This is a genomic window from Streptomyces sp. NPDC021100 (genome assembly GCF_044333095.1).
Classification (GTDB): Bacteria; Actinomycetota; Actinomycetes; order Streptomycetales; family Streptomycetaceae; genus Streptomyces.
This window is the reverse complement of record NZ_JBIRQH010000013.1, coordinates 173,284-194,408: the sequence shown is the minus strand read 5'-3', so window position 1 is coordinate 194,408 and position 21,125 is coordinate 173,284. Positions and strand designations below refer to the sequence as shown.

Below are 21,125 nucleotides of genomic sequence, written 5' to 3'. Positions count from 1 at the left end.
ACCTCCAACGGGCTGACATCAGCCCGTCCGGCGTTTGAGGACAAGGGGTCTGGGACGCACCCCTCGGACTACGTCCGGTACCGGTACCCCAGCCCCCGTACCGCCTCCACCGGATCCGCCGCCTCGTCCCCCGCCGCCTGCCGCAGCTTGCGGCGCAACCGCAGGACGGCGAACTTGACGCGTTCGCGGCCGGTGGCGGCGTGGTCGTCCCAGACGCGGTCGAGGAGCTGCTCGGTGGTGATGACGCGGCCGCGGTTGCGGACGAGGATCTGGAGGAGGCGGTACTCGATGTCGCTGAGGCGGGCCTCCTGGCCCTGCCAGACGGCGGAGCGACGCTCGGGGACGAGGCGGAGGCCGTCGTCGAAGGACTCGCCGGCCCAGCGGGCGGGGGCGGCGCGGCGGAGCAGGGCCTCGACGCGGGCGAGGAGCTCCTCGTTGCCGAAGGGCTTGGGGAGGTAGTCGTCGGCGCCGGAGCGCAGGCCGCGTACGCGGTCGGTCTCGGCGCCGCGTGCGGTGAGCAGGAGGACGGGGAGGTCGCTGAGGTCGCGGGTGCGTTCCAGGACCTCCCAGCCGTCGAGCTCGGGCAGCCCGATGTCGAGGATCACCAGGGCGGGCCGTTCGGCGAAGAGGAGTCGCAGCGCCTCGCGGCCGTCGTCGGCGGGGATCACGGTGTGGCCGGCGCGTTCGAGCAGGACGCGCAGCGCGAGGGCGAGGTCGGGGTCGTCCTCGACGACGAGGATGCGGGTCATGGGACGTCCTCCTCGCTCACGCCCGGCGGGCCCGCGACCGGCAGGACGAGGCGGAAGACCGCGCCCTCGCCCTCCGTACCGCCCGCCGTGAGCGTGCCGCCGTGCAGTTCGACGAGGGTGCGGCCGATGGCCAGGCCGAGTCCGGTGCCGGGGTAGCCGCCGGAGCGGGCGTTGGCGGCGCGGACGAAGCCGGTGAAGATCTCCTCGCGGGCGGCCTCGGGTATGCCGATGCCGGTGTCGGCGACCTCGATCTCCCAGTGGTCGCCGTGCGGCGCGGCGGTGACGGTGATCCGGCCGTCGGGCGGGGTGAACTTGGCGGCGTTCTCCAGCAGGTTCCCGAGCACGTGCCGCAGCCGGTGGCGGTCGCCGCGCAGCGGCGGTCCGGGGGCGCAGTGCAGGGTGGTGAAGACCGGCCCGGGGCCGTCGGCCGGGACGCAGAGGGACTCCAGGACGGCGTCGCGCAGCATGTCCGGCACGTCCACCCAGCCGAACTCCAGCTCCGGCCCGGTGGCTCGCATCCGGGTGGTGAACAGCAGGTCGGCGATGACCCGCTGCATCCGTTCGCCGTTGCGGCGGATGGCGTCCACGAAGGCCCGCTGCTGGTCGGTGAGGGCGCCGAAGGCCGGGTCGACGAGGAGTTCGCCGAAGCTGATGACGGTGGTGAGCGGGGTGCGGAGCTCGTGGGAGGCGGCGGCGGTGAAGGCGTTGCGCTGCCGGGCCAGCTCGGTGAGGGCGACGTTGTCCCGTTCGAGGTCGTGTTCGCGGCGTTTGCGGTCGGTGATGTCGGTGAAGAACCACAGGGCGCCCAGGTAGGTGCCGCCGTGGCGCAGGGGCTCCACCTCGCGGCGGACGACGCGCCCGTCGGCGAGCGGGATCTCGGCCTCCCGGTGGACGGGCCGGCGGGCCAGGATCTCGCCGGGGCTGCCGGTGCCGGTGTAGCCGGGGGCGAAACGGGCGCGGACCAGGGGGACGACCGGGCGCATCGGGGCGCCCCGGGAAAGGTCGACCCGCCCTTCGAGGTCGAACATGCGGGCGAAGCGGCGGTTGACGGCGAGGATCTCGTCGGCGGGGCTCTGCAGCAGGGCGCCGGCGGGCAGGGCCTCCAGGACGGCCTGGAGCAGGTCACGGTCCTGGAGCAGGTCACGGTCCTCGGGGCCCATGTTTCTCACCCGCTCCCACGGACGTCTCCGGCGAATCCCTCCGCAATCAAACGAAATCCGCACTAAAACCGTAGGGCAAAGCGGAACATAACGCTCCCGCAGCGTCGTCCCGCATCCGGCCCCTGCCCCGGCGCACCGCCCCGGCTCCGTAGACTGGGCGGCGTGAGCGAGCGCCCCCAGAACGACGACCACGACGACCTCGGCGAGAAGAGAACCGGCGGCCCCGACGGTGCCGACCGGTTCGAGGAGATCGTCGACGCCGAGACCACCCGAGACCCCGACCTGGCGGTGATCGAGGCCGGCAGCCGCACCCTGCGCGCCCAGGCCGGACCGCCGCAGGGCGACGGCATCCCCGCCCGCCCCGCCGACCCCGAGGTCGAGCGGGCGCTGCGCGAGGTGGAGGCCGAGCTGGCGGGCCGCTGGGGGGAGACCAAGCTCGACCCGTCGCTGGAGCGCATCCGGAAGCTGATGGACGTCCTGGGCCAGCCCCAGCACGCGTACCCGTCCATCCACATCACCGGCACCAACGGCAAGACCAGCACCGCCCGCATGATCGAGGCCCTGCTCGGCGCCTTCGACCTGCGCACCGGCCGCTACACCAGCCCGCACGTGCAGACCTACCTGGAGCGGATCAGCCTGGACGGCGCGCCGATCAGCGCCGAGCGGTTCGTCGAGACGTACCGGGACATCGAGCCCTATGTGCGGATGGTCGACGAGCGCGAGGAATTCCGCCTGTCCTTCTTCGAGGTGCTCACCGGCATGGCCTTCGCCGCCTTCGCCGACGCCCCGGTGGACGTCGCGGTGGTCGAGGTCGGCATGGGCGGCACCTGGGACGCGACCAACGTCGTGGACGGCACGGTCGCCGTGGTGACGCCGATAGCGCTGGACCACACCGACCGGCTCGGCTCGACGCCCGGGGAGATCGCCCTGGAGAAGGCCGGGATCATCAAGCAGGACGCCACCGTCGTCCTCGCCCAGCAGCCGGTGGACGCCGCGCAGGCGCTGCTGAAGCGCGCCGTCGAGGTGGACGCCACGGTCGCCCGCGAGGGCATGGAGTTCGGCGTCGTCGCCCGCGAGGTCGCGGTCGGCGGCCAGCTGCTCACCCTGCGCGGCCTCGGCGGTGAGTACCCGGAGGTCTTCCTGCCGCTGTACGGCGCCCACCAGGCGCACAACGCCGCGGTGGCGCTGGCGGCGGTCGAGGCGTTCTTCGGCATCGGTTCGCAGCACGCCCGCACCCTGGATCTCGACGTGGTCCGCCGCGCCTTCGCCTCCGTCACCTCGCCGGGCCGGCTGGAGGTCGTCCGCCGCAGCCCCACCGTCGTCCTGGACGCCGCCCACAACCCGGCGGGCGCCCGGGCGGCGGCCGAGGCGGTCACCGAGGCGTTCGGCTTCAGCCGGCTGATCGGCGTCGTGGGCACCAGCGCCGACAAGGACGTGCGCGGGGTGCTGGAGGCGTTCGAGCCGGTCTTCGCCGAGATCGTCGTCACCCGCAACTCCACCGGCCGCTCGATGGACGTCGACGAGCTGGCCGCGCTCGCCGTCGAGGTCTTCGGCGAGGAGCGGGTCCAGGTGGAGCCCCGGCTGGACGACGCCCTGGAGGCGGCGATCACGCTCGCCGAGGAGGAGGGCGAGTACGCCGGCGCCGGCGTCCTGGTGACCGGCTCGGTCTTCACGGTGGGCGACGCCCGCCTGCTGCTGCTCGGGAGGGACTGACCATGCGGACGCTGTGCGCGAGCACTCTGATCGGTGAATTCTTCATCATCGGCTTCGCCGGCCTGGTGGCCATGAAGGACGAGGATCTGTCCACCGGGACGGTCTGGGCGGTCAGCGGGACGGCGATGCTGCTCAGCGTGGTGCTGTGCGGGATGATCACCCGTCCCGGCGGGGTGCAGCTGGGCTGGCTGCTCCAGGTGGGCCTGATCGCCAGCGGCTTCGTGGTCCCGCTGATGTTCGCCCTGGGGCTGGTCTTCGGCGCCCTGTGGTGGGCGTCGGTGCACTTCGGCCGGAAGATCGACGCGGCGAAGGCGCGGTTCGCGGCGGAGGCCGAGGCGTCGTAGCGGTACGCGTCACCGCGGGGCGGCCGGCCCGTACCGGGTGACGGCGGGCCCCCCGCGCCCCTGTACCCTCTGGCCCCACACACTCGATCTTCCGCAAGGAGCCGCAGTATGAGCCAGCGCACCCTCGTCCTCCTCAAGCCCGACGCGGTCGCCCGCAAGCTCGTGGGCGAGATCATCGCCCGCATCGAGCGGAAGGCGAACTGGACGATCAGCGCGCTGGAGCTGCGCACCCTGGACCGTGCCGTCCTCGAACAGCACTACGCCGAGCACGTCGGCCGCGACTTCTACGAGCCGCTGATGGGGTTCATGTCGTCCGGTCCGGTCGTCGCCATGGTCGTCGAGGGCGAGCGCGTCATCGAGGGTGTCCGGGCGCTGGCGGGTCCGACCGACCCGATTTCGGCCGCCCCGGGTTCCATCCGTGGTGACTTCGGCACCATCACGCGCGAGAACCTCATCCATGCCTCGGACTCGGTGGAGTCCGCCGAGCGGGAAATCAAGATTTTCTTTCCCGACCACGGCTGATACCGGATCAGGCCGGCTCCCATTCTGATCAGGGGCGACCGATTTCTTTTCGGTCGCCCTCCGACATATGCGTGGCGATCGGGGGAACCTCTCACTCCGACACGACGTCACCATTACCGGGGCGGGCTCGCGTTCCGCCGACAATGGCGGAGCAGCTGTCGCGTCGCTTTCCGTCGGCGAGACTACGATGAGAGCTTCCGCGCCCCGCAGCGCACCACCTGCCGACCTCAAGTAAGCAATCGCTCCAGCTGGGAAGGCCAGACGTATCCTCATGGGGAACAACATGTCGTTCATCGGCCGTGACATGGCTGTCGACCTCGGGACCGCCAACACGCTGGTGTACGTCAGAGGCCGCGGGATCGTCCTCAACGAACCGTCCGTCGTCGCCATCAATACGAACACCGGTGGCATCCTCGCGGTCGGCGCCGAGGCGAAGAAGATGATCGGGCGGACGCCCGGCAACATCGTGGCGGTCCGTCCCCTGAAGGACGGCGTCATCGCCGACTTCGAGATCACCGAGCGGATGCTCCGCTACTTCATCCTCAAAATCCACAAGCGCCGCTGGATGGCCCGCCCGCGCGTGGTCGTCTGCGTCCCCTCCGGCATCACCGGCGTGGAGCGGCGCGCGGTGATCGAGGCCAGCACCCAGGCCGGCGCCCGGCAGGTGCACATCATCGAGGAGCCCATGGCCGCCGCGATCGGCTCGGGCCTCCCGGTCCACGAGGCCACCGGCAACATGGTCGTCGACATCGGCGGCGGCACCACCGAGGTCGCGGTGATCTCCCTCGGCGGCATCGTCACCGCCCAGTCGATCCGCGTCGCGGGCGACGAGCTGGACAACGCGATCATCCAGCACATCAAGAAGGAGTACAGCCTCCTGCTGGGCGAGCGCACCGCCGAGCAGATCAAGATCACCATCGGGTCGGCCTACGACCTGGAGCAGGACGAGCACACCGAGATCCGCGGCCGCGACCTGGTCAGCGGGCTGCCCAAGACCGTCGTCATCTCCGCCGCCGAGGTCCGCAAGGCCATCGAGGAGCCCGTCAACTCCATCGTCGACGCGGTCAAGACCACCCTCGACAAGTGCCCGCCCGAGCTCTCCGGCGACGTCATGGACCGCGGCATCGTGCTCACCGGCGGCGGCGCCCTGCTGCGCGGCCTGGACGAGCGGCTGCGCCGCGAGACCGGCATGCCGATCCACATCGCCGAGGACCCGCTGGACTCCGTCGCGCTCGGCTCCGGCAAGTGCGTGGAGGAGTTCGAGGCCCTCCAGCAGGTGCTGGACGCACAGCCCCGCAGGTGACCCGCCCCCGGCACCGCCGCCCCGCGGAAACAACCTGATATACAGGCAGAACGCTGCTGCCGGTGACCGGCGTCCGCCCGGCCCGCCGGTCACAGGAGACCCGACGAGAAGGGCATGCCGCCGCACGTGAGGGACACACGAGAGAGCCGGCTGCTGTTGGTACTGCTGATCGCCGTCGCGTTCGCGCTGATCACGGTCGACATCCGGGGCGGCGACCGGTCTCCGCTCGACGGCGCCCGGCGCGCCGCCGCCACCGCCTTCGGGCCGGTGGAGAAGGGCGTCGCCGGGATCGTCGACCCGGTCGCCGACGCGGTCGCCGCCGTCCGCGACTCGGGCGGCCGCAGCGACCGGATCACCCGGCTGGAGCGCGAGAACACCGCCCTCAAGCAGCGGCTCGGCAGCGACGACCGCAACAACGCCCGGGTCCGCGAGCTCGACAAGATGCTCGGCACCGCGGGACGCGGCCAGTACGGCATCAAGGGCGCCCAGGTCATCGCCATAGGAGCGGCCCAGGGCTTCTCCTGGACCGTCACCATCGACCTCGGCAGCCACGACGGCGTCAGGCGCGACATGACCGTCCTCAACGGCGACGGGCTCGTCGGCCGCGTCACCACCGTCGGCCCGTCCACCTCGACCGTCCTCCTCGTCACCGACCCCAAGTTCACCGTCGGCACCCGGCTGGAGAAGAGCGGCGAGATCGGCTTCGCGGGCGGCCAGGGCGACAGCAGCCTGCGCGTCGAGCTGCTCAACGGCAAGGCCGCCGTCCGGCCCGGCGACCGCCTGGTCACCTTCGGCTCCAGCAAGGACAAGCCGTTCGTCCCCGGCGTCCCGGTCGGCGAGGTCGTCCGCGTCGAGCCCTCCGGCGGCCGGCTCACCCGCACCCTCCAGGTGCGGCCCTTCGTCGGGTTCAGCAAGCTCGACCTCGTCGGCGTCGTCGTCGAACCGCCCAAGGCCGACCCGCGCGACAGCGTGCTGCCGCCCAAGCCCGAGGCCCCCAAGCCCACGCCCACGGTGACCGTCACGGCCACCCCGACGCCGAGCGCCGAACCCAGGGACTGACCCCATGCCCATGCGCCTGAACCGGATCCTGCTCTCGACCGCGCTGGTGGTGGTGGCCCTCGTCCTCCAGGTGAGCGTCTTCGCCCGGCTCCATCTGCCCGGTGCCGTCCCCGACCTGCTGCTCCTCGTCGTCGTCGCCCTCGGCCTGGTCTACGGGCACACCGGCGGCGCCCTGGTCGGCTTCGGCGCGGGCCTGCTCGCCGACCTCGCCCCGCCCGCCGACCACGCGACCGGCCGCTACGCGCTGGTGCTGTGCGTCGTCGGATACCTGGTCGGCCTCGCCCGGCCGGAGACCGGGCGGCTGCGCTCGGCCACCGTGCCACTGCTCGTCGTCCTCGGCGCGGCCGTCGTCTCCACCCTGCTCTACGCGGGCGTGGGCGCCCTGGTCGGGGACACCGCCGCCCGGCACGTCGGCCTCACCGGGCTGCTGCTCACCGCCGCGCTCTACGACCTGCTGCTGGCGCCCTTCACCGTGCCGCTGATCATGGCGCTGGCCCGGCGGGCGGAGAACGACCCGCTCACCGGCGAGGGGGCCACCGCCGTCGCGGCCGGCGAGGGCGCGTACGGCCGGATGCCCGGCCTGGGCGGGCGCGGGCGCGGCAAGGGGCTGGGCGGCCTTCAGGTCCGCAGAACGCGGCTGTCACGGGGGGCCCGGGGGACGCGGAGCAAGTGGAAGGGCGGCAAGCACCTGTGACAGCCGATCCGTTCGCGCACCGCCGGCCGGACCGACCCCGAGGAGCCGCCCGGTGAGCAACATCCCCGAGACCGGCCGGACCTCCCGGATCACCATCCGGCTGGTCGTCATCCAGATCCTCGTCGTCTCGCTCCTGCTGACGCTGGGCGGACGCCTCTGGTACCTGCAGATCCGCAACGGCGACGAGTACACCGCCGAGGCGGCCAGCAACCACATCCAGCAGGTCATCGTCCCCGCCACCCGCGGCTCGATCCTGGACGCGCGCGGCATTCCGCTCGCCGACAACCAGACGCGGCTGGTCGTCTCGGCCGACCGCACCGACCTGATGAAGATGAGGGACAAGGGCAAGGGCGTGCTCACCCGGCTCGCCGGGGTGCTCGGGCTGAAGCCGGAGGACGTGGCGGCCAAGGTGCGGCTGTGCGACGCGAAGACGCCCAAGCCCTGCTGGGCCGGCTCGCCGTACCAGCCGATCCCCATCACCGACGAGGCCACCACCCAGCAGGCCCTGCAGATCCGCGAGCGCGCCGAGGACTTCCCCGGCATCACCGCCGAGCCGATGGCCGTCCGCCGCTACCCCGGCCCCGGCGGCTCCAACACCGCCCAGGTGCTGGGTTATCTGTCGCCCGTCACGGACGACGAGATCACCCAGGCCAAGGACTCCCGCACCCCGCTGATGCGCTCCGACGAGATCGGCCGCAACGGTCTGGAGCGGCAGTACGACGCCGAGCTGCGCGGCCGGGCCGGCGTCACCCGGTACGAGGTCGACAACCTCGGCCGCGTCATCGGCAAGGCCAGGAGCGACCGGGCCGAGCCCGGCTCCAACGTCGTCACCAGCATCGACGCCCGCGTGCAGGCCATAGCGGAACGGGAGTTGGACCAGGCGATGAAGGACGCCCGGCAGGAGATGGACCGCAACACCGGTACCACCTACAAGGCCGACGCGGGCGCCGTCGTCGTCATGGAGTCCAAGACCGGCCGGGTGGTGGCCATGGCCTCCAACCCCACCTACGACCCCAACGTCTGGGTGGGCGGCATCTCCGCCAGGGACTACCAGGCGCTGACCGGCAAGGACTCCGACTACCCGCTGCTCAACCGGGCCATCCAGGGCCAGTCCGCGCCCGGCTCGGTGTTCAAGGTCATCTCCGCCACGGCGTCCGTCAACGCGGGGTACCCGTTCACCGACAAATACAACTGTTCGAGCTCGTACAACATCGGCCACCAGGTCTTCAAGAACTTCGAGTCCAAGGGGTACGGCCCGATCGACCTCGGCCGGGCCCTGGAGGTCTCCTGCGACACCGTCTTCTACGACCTGGCCTACCGGCAGTGGCAGAAGGACGGCGGCAACAACCCCAAGCACCCCAAGGACTGGTTCTACCGGACCGCCCACGAGTTCGGCCTCGGCAAGCCCACCGGCATCGACCTGCCCAACGAGGTCCGCGGCCGGGTCCCGGACCGCGACTGGAAGAAGCGGTACTGGGAGGCCAACAAGGACACCTGGTGCAAACAGGGCCAGGGGGCGGGGAAGGGCGACTACGCGGCCGAGATCGCCAAGGAGAACTGCGAGTCGTTCGCCCGCATGCGCGCCGGCGACTCCGTCAACTACTCCATCGGGCAGGGCGACACCCTCGTCACCCCCATCCAGATGGCCACCATCTACGCGGCCATCAGCAATGGCGGCACCCTCCACGACCCCACCGTCGGCAAGGCGATCGTCAGCCCCGACGGCAAGCGGATCCGCGAGATCCGGCCGAAGGCGCACGGGAAGCTGCCCTTCGACGGGAAGACCCGCGACCAGCTCGACGCCGCGCTGGCCGGCGTCGCCACCCAGGGCAGCGCCGCCTGGCGCTTCCAGGGCTGGCCGCAGAAGGAGATCCCGATGCACGCCAAGACCGGCACCGCCGAGGTCGCCGGCAAGCAGACGACGTCCTGGTTCGCCACGTACACCAAGGACTTCACCATCGTCATGACGATCTCCCAGGGCGGCACCGGCTCCGGCGCCTCCGGACCGGCCGTCCGCAAGATCTACAACGCCCTCTACGGGGTGGACGAACAAGGGAAGATCGACGCAAAGAAGGCGCTCCTGCCGCGGCCCGAGGCCGGCCTGCCGAAGATCGACAAGGACGGCAGTATCGTCGCCGCGCACATCGACCCGCCGCCGTCCGAGCCCGCCCGCAAGGAAGAGAAGCAGGAAGAGTGAGCGACATGAGCGGTATGAGCGCCGACGGCTTCCGCATCCGCCGCTTCGCCCCGCAGCGCTCGGCCTGGGCCCGGCTCACCGACCGCGACTCCGTGGTCCGCCGCCTCGACTGGGTGATGCTCCTCGCCGCGCTCGTCCTGTCCGGCTTCAGCACCCTGCTCGTCTACTCCGCCACCCGCGGCCGCACCGAGCTCACCCACGGCGACCCGTACTACTTCCTGCTGCGCAACCTCCTCAACATCGGCATAGGGCTCGCCCTCGCCGCCGGCGCCGTCTGGGCCGGCCACCGGACGCTGCGCGGCGCGGTCCCGGTGCTCTACGTGGTCTCCGTGCTCGGCTGCCTCTCCGTGCTCACCCCGCTGGGCGCGACGATCAACGGCGCCCGGTCGTGGATCCAGCTCGGCGGCGGGTTCTCCATCCAGCCCTCCGAGTTCACCAAGATCACCATCACCCTGGGCATGGCCATGCTGCTGGCCCAGGCCGTGGACGCCGGGGACCGGCCGCACCCCGACCACCGCACCGTCCTCCAGGCGCTCGGCATCGCCGCCGTGCCCATCCTCGTCATCCTGCTGATGCCGGACCTGGGCTCGGTGATGGTCCTCGTCGTCATCGTGCTCGCCGTGCTGCTGGCCTCCGGCGCCTCCAACCGGTGGATCGCCGGGCTGCTGGGCGCGGGCGTACTGGGCTGTGTGCTGATCTGGCAGCTCGGGATACTGGACGAGTACCAGATCAACCGCTTCGCCGCGTTCGCCAATCCCGCCTTCGACCCCGCCGGCGTCGGCTACAACACCAAGCAGGCCCGCATCGCCATCGGCTCCGGCGGCCTCACCGGTTCCGGCCTCTTCCACGGCTCCCAGACCACCGGGCAGTTCGTCCCCGAGCAGCAGACGGACTTCATCTTCACCGTCGCGGGCGAGGAACTGGGCTTCGTCGGGGCGGGCACGATCATCTTCCTGATCGGCGTCGTCCTCTGGCGCGCCTGCCGCATCGCCCGCGAGACGACCGAGCTCTACGGGACGGTCGTGGCCGCCGGGATCATCGCCTGGTTCGCCTTCCAGGCCTTCGAGAACATCGGCATGACGCTGGGGATCATGCCCGTGACGGGACTGCCGCTGCCGTTCGTCTCGTACGGCGGCACGTCGATGTTCGTCGCCTGGATCGCCGTCGGACTCCTTCAATCGATCAAGGTGCAGCGGCCGCTGGCGTCGGCGTAGCCCGGGGCCGGGCTTCGGGGGCGCCGCCGGCGGTCGGCGGCCGGCACCGGGGCCGCGGCCCGGCGGTGTCCGAGATCGGGTCTGCCGCCGGGCGCGTCCGGCGGCTAGATTCGACGGCATGGACCGGGTCCGGAGCGCGATCGCGCGGGAGATCGAGCGGAAGTACGAGGCCGGCGACGGAACGTCCCCGGTACGGCTGCCCGACCTCGGCGGGGCCGGACCCGTCGCCCGCGTCGTCGACCGCGGGACGGACGTCCTCGACGCCGTCTACTACGACACCGCCGACCGCCGCCTCCTCGCCGCCGGCATCACCCTGCGCCGCCGCACCGGAGGCGACGCCGGATGGCACCTCAAGCTGCCCGTCGCCCCCGGAGTGCGCGACGAGGTGCGCGCCCCGCTCACGGACGGGATCCCACGCCGGCTCGCCGCCCTCGTCCGCGCCCGCACCCGGGGCAACCCGCTCGTCCCGCTGGCCCACGTCGTCTCGCGCCGCGACGTACGGCATCTCCTCGACGCGCACGGCACCCTCCTCGCCGACGTGAGCACCGACTCCGTCACCGCCGGGCGGCCCGCGGGGGAGGACCCCGGGGCGATGGCCGCCTGGACCGAGGTCGAGGTGGAACTCGCCCCCGGCGCCGACCCCGGCCTCTTCGACGTCCTCGAACCACGCCTGCGCGAGGCCGGACTGCGCCCGTCGCGCGCCGGCAGCAAACTCGCGCGGGCCCTCGCCGGAGAGACCACTCCGGAGCCCCCGCCGCCCGCCCCCGCCGCAGGCGAAGCCGCCCGCGTCGTCCTCGACCACCTCCGCGAGCAGGCCGAGGCCGTCGTCGCCCTCGACCCCGGCGCCCGCCTCGGCACCGAGGACGCCGTCCACCAGATGCGCGTCGCCACCCGGCGGCTGCGCAGCGCCCTCCGCACCTACGGCAGGCTCCTCGACCCCCGGACCACCGACACCCTGGGTGCGGAACTCCGCTGGCTGGCCGTCGAGTTGGGTGCGGACCGCGACCGCGAGGTGGTCGTGGAACGACTCCGGCACCACCTCGACGACCTCCCGCGCCCCCTCGTCCGCGGCCCGGTCCGCGCCCGCCTGCGCATCTGGTCGAACCGCAGCCGCGCCGAGACCCGCCGCCGGGTCGCCGCCGCCCTCGACAGCGAGCGCCACCTGGCCCTGCTGGACCGGCTCGACGCCCTCGTCACCGACCCGCCGCTCCGCCCGTCCGCCGCCGGCGCCTCGGAGAAGGTGCTGGTCAAGGCGGTGCGCCGGGACCACGAGCGGCTCGCGGCCCGGATCGCGCACGCCCTCGCCACCGACCCGGGACCGGCCCGCGACGCGGCCCTCCACGAGGCCCGCAAAGCCGCCAAGCGCGCCCGCTACGCGGCCGAGGCGGCGGTCCCGGCGCTGGGCAAGGACGCCAGGCGCCTCGCCAAGCGCCTCAAGGCCGTCCAGACCGTCCTCGGCGACCACCAGGACAGCGTCCTCACCCGGAACGCCCTGCGCCTGATCAGCGCCCAGGCGGCGGTGGCGGGGGAGGCGACGTTCACGTACGGGCTGCTGTACGGGCGCGAGGAGGCGCGGGCGGCGGAGGGGGAGCGGGCGCTGGCGGGGGTGTGGGAGCGAATGGCGGAGGGGTGACGCGGCCGCGGCGCGGTCGTTGGGGAGGGCGGTGGTTCCCGCCGCGGCGGGAGTGCTCCGACCGAGTCGACCGGCACACGCCGAATGTCCCGGGTGTGGTCCCCGCCGTCGCGGGGTGCTGAAGATCGCCGTGCGGGGGCGCGGCCGCGGCACGTTACGCTTGAGAGTCGCCCCTTGCCAGCTCACGAAAGTTCGTCGAGATGCCTGTCGAATCGGTCTTCCCACAGCTCGAGGCCCTGCTCCCGCATGTGCAGAAGCCCATCCAGTACGTCGGCGGCGAGCTCAACTCCACTGTCAAGCCGTGGGACGAGTGCGACGTCCGCTGGGCGCTCATGTACCCCGACGCCTATGAGGTCGGGCTGCCCAACCAGGGCGTCATGATCCTGTACGAGGTCCTCAACGAGCGCGAGGGCGTGCTCGCCGAGCGCACGTACAGCGTCTGGCCGGACCTGGAAGCGCTGATGCGCGAGCACGGCGTGCCGCAGTTCACGGTGGACGCCCACCGCCCGGTCAAGGAGTTCGACCTCTTCGGCCTCAGCTTCTCCACCGAGCTCGGCTACACCAACATGCTCACCGCGCTGGACCTGGCGGGCATCCCGCTGGACGCGAGCGAGCGCACGGTGGACGACCCGATCGTCGTCGCGGGCGGGCACGCGGCGTTCAACCCGGAGCCGATCGCCGACTTCATCGACTGCGCGGTCATCGGCGACGGCGAGCAGGCCGTCCTGGAGATGACGGAGATCGTCCGGGCCTGGAAGGCGGAGGGCCGGCCGGGCGGGCGCGACGAGGTGCTGTTCCGCCTGGCGAAGACCGGTGGCGTGTACGTCCCGCGGTTCTACGACGTCGAGTACCTGGCCGACGGCCGGATCGCCCGCGTCGTCCCCAACCGCTCCGGCGTGCCGTGGCGCGTGTCCAAGCACACCGTCATGGACCTCGACGAGTGGCCGTACCCCAAGCAGCCGCTGGTCCCGCTCGCGGAGACCGTGCACGAGCGGATGTCCGTCGAGATCTTCCGCGGCTGCACCCGCGGCTGCCGCTTCTGCCAGGCGGGCATGATCACCCGCCCGGTGCGGGAGCGTTCGATCACGGGCATCGGCGAGATGGTCGAGAAGGGCCTGAAGGCGACCGGCTTCGAGGAGGTCGGCCTGCTGTCGCTGTCCTCCGCCGACCACACCGAGATCGGTGACATCGCCAAGGGCCTCGCCGACCGCTACGAAGAGGACAAGATCGGCCTCTCGCTGCCGTCGACCCGCGTGGACGCGTTCAACGTCGACCTCGCGAACGAGCTGACCCGCAACGGCCGCCGCTCCGGCCTGACCTTCGCCCCCGAGGGCGGCTCCGAGCGCATGCGCAAGGTCATCAACAAGATGGTCTCGGAAGAGGACCTGATCCGGACCGTCGCCACCGCGTACGGCAACGGCTGGCGCCAGGTGAAGCTGTACTTCATGTGCGGCCTGCCGACCGAGACCGACGAGGACGTCCTCCAGATCGGCGACATGGCGGTCAACGTCATCGCCAAGGGTCGCGAGGTCTCCGGCTCCAACGACATCCGCTGCACGGTGTCCATCGGCGGCTTCGTGCCCAAGCCGCACACCCCGTTCCAGTGGGCGCCGCAGCTCTCCGCCGAGGAGACCGACGCCCGCCTGGAGAAGCTGCGCGACAAGATCCGCGGCGACAAGAAGTACGGCCGCTCGATCGGCTTCCGCTACCACGACGGCAAGCCCGGCATCGTCGAGGGCCTCCTCTCGCGCGGCGACCGCCGCGTCGGCGCGGTCATCCGCGCGGTCTACGAGTCCGGCGGCCGCTTCGACGGCTGGCGCGAGCACTTCAGCTACGACCAGTGGATGAAGTGCGCCGAGGAGACCCTGCCCCCGCAGGGCGTCGACGTCGACTGGTACACCACTCGCGAGCGCACCTACGAGGAGGTCCTCCCCTGGGACCACCTGGACTCCGGCCTCGACAAGGACTGGCTCTGGGAGGACTGGCAGGACGCCCTCGACGAGACCGAGGTCGACGACTGCCGGTGGACGCCGTGCTTCGACTGTGGCGTGTGTCCGCAGATGGACACCAGCATCCAGATCGGTCCCACGGGCAAGAAGTTGCTGCCGCTCTCGGTCGTCAACCAGTAGTCGTCGACCGGTAGCACCCGCCCGCCCCGTCGGCCCTGTCCACCTCGGACGGGGCCGACGGCGTCAACGGGAGAGGTGCGGGAGGACGTCCCGTTTGAGCGTCACCGAATAGGACGTGAGTCCGAGAAGGGGCCCTGCCGGGTTTGAGGGGCCGCTGTAGCACGTACTCTAGGTAGCAGTACGACCGCTCTCACGAAGGATCAGACCACTGGGCAAGCGACAGCCCGAAGGCCCGCCGCCCGCACCCGCGGTGCAGCGCATCCGCCTCCGCTATACCAAGCGCGGCCGCCTCCGGTTCACCAGCCACCGTGACTTCCAGCGCGCCTTCGAGCGGGCGCTGCGCCGGGCCGAGGTGCCCATGGCGTATTCGGCCGGCTTCACGCCGCACCCCAAGGTGTCGTACGCCAATGCCGCACCCACCGGCACGGGCAGTGAGGCCGAGTACCTGGAGATCCAGCTCGCCGAGGCGCGTGATCCCGCGCTGCTGCGGGAGCTGCTCGACGAGTCGCTGCCCGCCGGGCTCGACATCGTCGACGCGGTGGAGGCGCGGACGTCCTCCTTCGCCGACCGGCTGGAGGGCTCCCTCTGGGAGCTGCGGCTGGACGGGGTGGAGGTCGCCGACGCCGAGCGGGCCGTGGCGGCGTTCCTCGCCGCGGAGACCGTGGAGGTCGCGCGCCGCACCAAGAACGGGATGCGTACCTTCGACGCGCGGGGTGCCGTGTGCCGGCTCGAGGCCGCGGCCGCTCCGGCCGATAGGCCCGGTACCGGTGCCTGTGCGATACTGCGGCTGGTTGTTCGGCATTCGACACCCGCCGTTCGACCCGACGACGTCCTGTCCGGGCTCCGCGCCACGGCCGACCTGGCGCCGCCGGTCCCCGCTGCGGTGACCAGGCTGGCGCAGGGGCCGCTTGACGATGAGACCGGAACGGTGACCGATCCGCTCGCGCCCGATCGCGACGCTGCCACGGCCGATTCATCACCGGCCGCCGGCGCGGCGACGGCGGTGGGCGGACCAGCGTAAGGACGCGTCGCGCGCCGCCGGTGCACCAGGGAGCCTCCCCGGTCCGGTACGGCGCATTGACCAGGAGACTTTCGCCGGTGCCGCAGATCGGACCCGGCGAGCGAGACGACAGCTCCCGTGCGGCGACCGCGCCCCGGACGCCGGTACCGCGCACATCACGCGGGCCGGCGGGCCGGAATCCGGCGCGGCGCCCGGGAGCGTGACGGGAGAACCGCCCGCATGCTCGAACCCACTGAGCCCATGGAATCCGGGAACGCGCACGACGCGCCCGGGAACGACACCACCAGCGCGTCGCCGGCCGCCGGCGGCGCGACCGGGAGCCCCAGCGACACGCTGCCCCCGCGCCGCCGTCGCCGGGTGGCCTCCCGCCCGGCCGGCCCGCCGGTGACCGACGCCGCCGAGGCGTCCGAGGCGTCCGGGGCCGCTTCCGTTGCCCCGGAGCCGGCCGCCGAGCCCGCCGCTCCGGCGCGTTCGCGCCGCCGTGCGACCCGCGCCGCGGCCACGGCCGAGAAGGCCGAGACCCCTGAGAACACCGCCGAGGCCGCCGCCGAGGCGCCCGCCACGCCGGCGCGTCCGCGCCGCCGTGCCGTCCGCAAGGCCGGCGGACCCGCCGAGGCCGTTGCCCAGCAGCCCGCCGACGACACGAGCGCCGCGGAGCCCGCCGCCGAGCCGGACCAGCCGTCCGAGGCGCCCGCCGCCCCGGCCCGTCCGCGCCGCCGGGCGACGCGCAAGGCCACCAGCCCCGTCATGACCGCCGGTGAGGCGTCCGCCCCGGTCGAGCCGGCCGCCGAGCCCGAGGCCGCGCCCGCCGCGGAGGCGGAGGCCCCGGCCCGTCCGCGTCGTCGCGCGGTCCGCCGGGCCGGCGCTCCGGCGGGTCCGCCGCGTGCCGCATCCGAGACCGAGGCCGCTGTGATCGCCGATCCGGCCTCCGCGCCCGCCGCCGAGGCCGTGGAGCACGTAGAGCCCGTGGAGCCTGTCGAGGACGCCGCGCCCGCCGCCCCGGCGCGTACGCGCCGGCGTGCGGTCCGTCCGGTGACCGCGCCTGTCGTCCCGGTCGAGGACGAGGTCGAGGAGCCGGAAGAGGCCGAGGAGCCGGAAGAGGACGTGGAGGCTGAGGCGGTCGTCGAGGCGCCCGTCGAGCCGGTGCGTCCGGCGCGGACCCGTCGCCGGGCGACCCGCGCGGCCGGCAACGCCGCCGCCGAGGCCGCGCCGGAGCCGGCGCCCGCCGCCGAGCCCGTGGCCGAGGAGCCGCGCGCCCGCCGCACCCGCCGTCGGGCCGGTGCCGTCGAGGGCGCGGAGGCGCCCGCCGCCGAGCCGGCCGTCGCCGAGGAGGAGCCGCGGTCCCGCCGTACGCGCCGCCGGGCCGTGAGCGCCGAGGCCGAGCAGCAGGCCGCCACCGAGACCGCCGCGCCCGTCGAGGAGGCCGCCCCGGGCCGTACGCGCCGCCGGGCGGTGCGCCCGCCGACCGCCGTGTTCCAGGCGCCGGTGTTCACCGAGCCGATGTTCCAGACACCGGAGTCCGCCGCCGCCGCGTACGCGGCCGAGGAGCGGACCGTCGTGGAGCCCGCCGCGGAGGAGGCGGAGCCGGTCACGTCCGGCCGTCGCCGTCGCCGCCGCCGGGGCGAGCCCGCGGAGCCCATCGAGGCGGCCGAGACCGTCGTGACCGCCGGTGAGCCCGAGGCCGAGGAGGCCGAGGAGGCGGAGACCGCCGAGGGTGCCGCCGAGGACGAGGAGCAGGGCGAGCGTCCCTCCCGCCGTCGTCGTCGGGGCGGCCGCCGCCGTCGTCGCGGCGAGGCCGCGGACGCCGAGGCCGAGGGCGAGGAGACGGAAGAAGCCGAGGAGCCCGAGGAGGCCGAGCAGGCCGACGACGAGGGTGCCGAGGCCGAGGAGTCCGGTGCCGAGTCCGCCGGTTCGACCGCGGGCAGCCGCCGTCGCCGCCGTCGCCGCCGCCGGTCCGGCGAGGCGATGGAGGAGGCGAACGGCACCGACGACCCGGAGCGCACCGTCGTCAAGGTCCGCGAGCCGCGCGACCGCCTCAAGGAGGGCGGCACCGGTTTCGACGAGGTCCAGTCCATCAAGGGCTCGACCCGTATGGAGGCCAAGAAGCAGCGCCGCCGCGAGGGGCGCGAGCAGGGCCGCCGCCGGGTGCCGATCATCACCGAGGCCGAGTTCCTGGCGCGCCGCGAGGCCGTCGAGCGCGTGATGGTCGTCCGCCAGAACGGCGACCGGACGCAGATCGGCGTGCTGGAGGACAACGTCCTCGTCGAGCACTTCGTCAACAAGGAGCAGGCCACCAGCTACGTCGGCAACGTCTACCTGGGCAAGGTCCAGAACGTGCTGCCCTCGATGGAGGCCGCGTTCGTCGACATCGGCAAGGGCCGCAACGCCGTGCTCTACGCCGGTGAGGTCAACTTCGACGCGCTCGGCATGGGCAACGGCCCGCGCCGCATCGAGTCCGCGCTGAAGTCCGGCCAGTCCGTGCTCGTCCAGGTCACCAAGGACCCGATCGGCCACAAGGGCGCCCGCCTGACCAGCCAGGTCTCGCTGCCCGGCCGCTACCTGGTCTACGTGCCCGAGGGCTCGATGACCGGCATCAGCCGGAAGCTGCCCGACACCGAGCGGGCGCGCCTGAAGCAGATCCTCAAGAAGATCGTCCCCGAGGACGCCGGCGTCATCGTGCGCACCGCGGCCGAGGGCGCGAGCGAGGACGAGCTGCGCCGTGACGTCGAGCGGCTGCAGGCGCAGTGGGAGGACATCCAGAAGAAGTCCAAGATGATCTCCACCAGCTCGCCGAGCCTGCTCTACGGCGAGCCGGACATGACCGTCCGGGTGGTCCGCGACATCTTCAACGAGGACTTCTCCAAGGTCATCGTGAGCGGCGAGGGCGCCTGGGAGACCATCCACGGCTACGTCTCGCACGTCGCGCCCGACCTGGTGGACCGGCTGCAGAAGTGGACGTCGGACGTCGACGTCTTCGCCACGTACCGGATCGACGAGCAGCTGATGAAGGCGCTGGACCGCAAGGTCTGGCTGCCGAGCGGCGGCTCGCTCGTCATCGACCGGACCGAGGCGATGGTCGTCGTCGACGTCAACACCGGCAAGTTCACCGGCCAGGGCGGCAACCTGGAGGAGACGGTCACCAGGAACAACCTGGAGGCGGCCGAGGAGATCGTGCGCCAGCTGCGGCTGCGCGACCTCGGCGGCATCATCGTGATCGACTTCATCGACATGGTGCTGGAGTCCAACCGGGACCTGGTGCTGCGGCGCCTGCTGGAGTGCCTGGGCCGGGACCGGACGAAGCACCAGGTCGCCGAGGTGACCTCGCTGGGTCTGGTGCAGATGACCCGCAAGCGGGTCGGGCAGGGGCTGCTGGAGTCCTTCTCCGAGTCGTGCGTCCACTGCAACGGCCGTGGCGTGATCGTCCACATGGACCAGCCGGCTTCGGTCGGCGGTGGCGGTGGTGGCGGCGGCAAGCGCGGCAAGAAGCGGGGCGGCGGCAAGGGTGGCGCCGGTTCGCAGGGCGAGTCCGTCGAGTCGGCCGAGTCCGTCGAGTCCGTCGAGCCCGCCGAGGAGACCTTGGAGGGGCCTTCGGCTCCCGAGCTGGAGCCGGCCCCGGTGACCGAGGCGGAGCTGGTGCCGTCGGTCGGCGGGGACGAGGACGAGTGGTTCTCCAGTCCGGCCGAGGCGGAGGCCGCCGCGGCGACCCGTGGCGGCCGTGGCCGCCGCCGGGCGACCCGGAAGGCGTCCGCGCCGGCGGGTGCGCCGAAGCGGGCCGAGCGCATGGAGCGTGCCGAGGCGGAGCGGGCGGAGGCGGAGGCCGTCGTCGAGCCGGCCGCCGAGCCGGTGGCGGAAGCCGTCGTCGAGCCGGTCGTGGAGGCCGCTGCCGAGCCCGTCGTCGAGCCGGTGGCCGAAACGGTCGTCGAGCCCGTCGCCGAGCCGGAGCCCGCTCCGGCGGCGCCCGCCCGTCCGCGCCGTCGTGCGACCCGGAAGGTCACCGCTCCGGCGGGGCCGCCCGCGGGCGGCGAGGAGGCGGCCGTGGTCGTCGTCACCGCTCCCGCGGCGGTCGAGACCGCTCCGGAGGCCGTCCAGGCGACCGCGGTGGCCGAGACCGGCGAGGCTCTGGTGACGCCGGAGACGCCGGAGGCGGCCGAGACGGTGGTGGAGGAGCCCGAGGCGGCTCCGGCCAAGAAGACGGCCCGTAAGACGGCCGCGAAGAAGGCCACCACCAAGAAGGCGGCGGCCAAGACGACGACGACCGCGAAGAAGGCCGCGGCCAAGAAGACGGCTGCCAAGTCGACGACCGCCAAGAAGGCGGCCACGACCAAGAAGGCGGCCACGAAGAAGACCGCTGCGAAGAAGGCGCCGGCCAAGAAGGCGGCGGCTTCGGAGGCTTCGGAGGAGTAAGGGTTCGCCCTTGGGCGGGGCGGGATGGGGGTGTCGCCCCTGTCCCGCCCCTTCCCGTTTCTTGCGGGGGCTGTGCCCCCGCACCCCCCCCGAAACCGCGCTCCGCGCGGTTGTCCTCAAACGCCGGACGGGCTGGACGGGGCCCGGTTTGACCCCTTGCCCGGGGGCCCGTAACCTTGCCTTTCGGCGTCTGTACGCCTACCCCTGAGCAAATCCCTCCCGGCCTCGCCGGGAGAGGCCGCTCATCCACTCGGAGAGCACGGGCTCCGCCCGTCTGAGCGGCTGGCATCAGAGGTCCCGATTACTAGCGAGAGTGAGATCCGCGTGTACGCAGTCGTGCGTAGCGGTGGTCGTCAGCACAAGGTTGCTGTCGGCGACATCGTCGAGGTTGACAAGATTTCCGACGGCAAGGTGGGCGACGCGGTCGAGCTCTCGACGCTGCTCGTCGTCGACGGCGAGTCCGTCACCAGCGACCCGTGGGTCCTGGCGGGCATCAAGGTTCAGGCCGAGATCGTGGACCACCACAAGGGTGCCAAGATCGACATCCTGAAGTACAAGAACAAGACCGGTTACCGCAAGCGGATTGGTCACCGCCAGCAGTACACCGCGCTGAAGATCACCGGCATCCCGACGGCCGCGAAGTAAGGGACTGAGGAGACATGGCACACAAGAAGGGCGCATCGTCCACCCGGAACGGTCGCGACTCCAATGCTCAGCGGCTCGGCGTGAAGCGCTTCGGCGGTCAGGTCGTCAGCGCCGGTGAGATCCTGGTCCGCCAGCGCGGCACCCACTTCCACCCGGGTGCCGGTGTCGGTCGCGGTGGCGACGACACCCTGTTCGCGCTGAACGCCGGTGCCGTGCAGTTCGGCACGCACCGTGGCCGCAAGGTCGTCAACATCGTTCCGGTCGCCTGATCTTCCGATCACGGTTTCCGTAGAGCGATACAGCGAGGGCGGACCTCCCTTCCCCTGCGGGGAAGCGGG

16 protein-coding genes are annotated in these 21,125 nt (G+C 72.6%); 14 read left to right on the top strand and 2 right to left on the bottom strand.

The genetic code is table 11. The features are described from left to right. Nucleotides 1-68: 68 nt before the first annotated feature. Both ACH4PU_RS23370 and ACH4PU_RS23365 read right to left on the bottom strand, forming a co-directional pair. Nucleotides 69-749, bottom strand: coding sequence for a response regulator transcription factor (locus ACH4PU_RS23370; protein WP_185946252.1), 681 nt, complete (start codon nucleotides 747-749; stop codon nucleotides 69-71). Further along, complete coding sequence (locus ACH4PU_RS23365; protein ID WP_398275225.1) at nucleotides 746-1,909, bottom strand: ATP-binding protein; 1,164 nt, start codon at nucleotides 1,907-1,909, stop codon at nucleotides 746-748. Before ACH4PU_RS23365 ends, ACH4PU_RS23370 begins: the two co-directional genes overlap by 4 nt. 162 nt (nucleotides 1,910-2,071) lie before the next feature. Between ACH4PU_RS23365 and ACH4PU_RS23360 the strand changes: the two genes are divergently transcribed. From ACH4PU_RS23360 to rpmA, 14 genes are all read left to right on the top strand, one after another. Then, on the top strand, nucleotides 2,072-3,622 hold the full coding sequence (locus tag ACH4PU_RS23360) for a bifunctional folylpolyglutamate synthase/dihydrofolate synthase (protein ID WP_398275222.1): 1,551 nt from the start codon (nucleotides 2,072-2,074) through the stop codon (nucleotides 3,620-3,622). Between the two features lie 2 nt (nucleotides 3,623-3,624). Next, nucleotides 3,625-3,966: a DUF4233 domain-containing protein gene (locus tag ACH4PU_RS23355; RefSeq protein ID WP_398275219.1), complete on the top strand. Its 342-nt coding sequence runs from the start codon at nucleotides 3,625-3,627 to the stop codon at nucleotides 3,964-3,966. Between the two features lie 108 nt (nucleotides 3,967-4,074). Then, a complete protein-coding gene (gene ndk, locus ACH4PU_RS23350) occupies nucleotides 4,075-4,488 on the top strand; it encodes a nucleoside-diphosphate kinase (RefSeq protein WP_152262634.1) in 414 nt (137 codons plus the stop codon). Between the two features lie 283 nt (nucleotides 4,489-4,771). Further along, nucleotides 4,772-5,791 carry a rod shape-determining protein gene (locus ACH4PU_RS23345; RefSeq protein WP_004950903.1) on the top strand — a complete coding sequence of 340 codons (1,020 nt, stop codon included), beginning with the start codon at nucleotides 4,772-4,774 and terminating at the stop codon, nucleotides 5,789-5,791. A 126-nt stretch (nucleotides 5,792-5,917) separates the two neighbouring features. Then, a complete protein-coding gene (gene mreC / locus ACH4PU_RS23340) occupies nucleotides 5,918-6,850 on the top strand; it encodes a rod shape-determining protein MreC (RefSeq protein WP_398275215.1) in 933 nt (310 codons plus the stop codon). A 10-nt stretch (nucleotides 6,851-6,860) separates the two neighbouring features. Next, nucleotides 6,861-7,544 (top strand): rod shape-determining protein MreD, encoded by a 684-nt coding sequence (gene mreD, locus ACH4PU_RS23335; protein ID WP_398275311.1) that lies wholly within the window; start codon nucleotides 6,861-6,863, stop codon nucleotides 7,542-7,544. Between the two features lie 52 nt (nucleotides 7,545-7,596). Further along, nucleotides 7,597-9,741 (top strand): penicillin-binding protein 2, encoded by a 2,145-nt coding sequence (gene mrdA / locus ACH4PU_RS23330; RefSeq protein WP_398275212.1) that lies wholly within the window; start codon nucleotides 7,597-7,599, stop codon nucleotides 9,739-9,741. Nucleotides 9,742-9,755: 14 nt separating this feature from the next. Continuing rightward, nucleotides 9,756-10,955: a rod shape-determining protein RodA gene (rodA, locus tag ACH4PU_RS23325; RefSeq protein ID WP_398275308.1), complete on the top strand. Its 1,200-nt coding sequence runs from the start codon at nucleotides 9,756-9,758 to the stop codon at nucleotides 10,953-10,955. 118 nt (nucleotides 10,956-11,073) lie between these two features. Beyond that, on the top strand, nucleotides 11,074-12,588 hold the full coding sequence (locus ACH4PU_RS23320) for a CHAD domain-containing protein (RefSeq protein WP_398275209.1): 1,515 nt from the start codon (nucleotides 11,074-11,076) through the stop codon (nucleotides 12,586-12,588). A 200-nt stretch (nucleotides 12,589-12,788) separates the two neighbouring features. Then, on the top strand, nucleotides 12,789-14,717 hold the full coding sequence (locus tag ACH4PU_RS23315; RefSeq protein WP_398275206.1) for a TIGR03960 family B12-binding radical SAM protein: 1,929 nt from the start codon (nucleotides 12,789-12,791) through the stop codon (nucleotides 14,715-14,717). Between the two features lie 250 nt (nucleotides 14,718-14,967). Continuing rightward, entirely contained in the window at nucleotides 14,968-15,738 is a 771-nt protein-coding gene (locus tag ACH4PU_RS23310) for a TIGR03936 family radical SAM-associated protein (protein WP_398275203.1), read from the top strand. A gap of 219 nt (nucleotides 15,739-15,957) precedes the next feature. Beyond that, a complete protein-coding gene (locus ACH4PU_RS23305; RefSeq protein WP_398275200.1) occupies nucleotides 15,958-20,142 on the top strand; it encodes a ribonuclease E/G in 4,185 nt (1,394 codons plus the stop codon). Between the two features lie 324 nt (nucleotides 20,143-20,466). Continuing rightward, a complete protein-coding gene (rplU, locus tag ACH4PU_RS23300; protein WP_184347503.1) occupies nucleotides 20,467-20,787 on the top strand; it encodes a 50S ribosomal protein L21 in 321 nt (106 codons plus the stop codon). Nucleotides 20,788-20,801: 14 nt separating this feature from the next. Beyond that, a complete protein-coding gene (gene rpmA / locus ACH4PU_RS23295) occupies nucleotides 20,802-21,056 on the top strand; it encodes a 50S ribosomal protein L27 (RefSeq protein WP_004950923.1) in 255 nt (84 codons plus the stop codon). Nucleotides 21,057-21,125 lie beyond the last annotated feature (69 nt).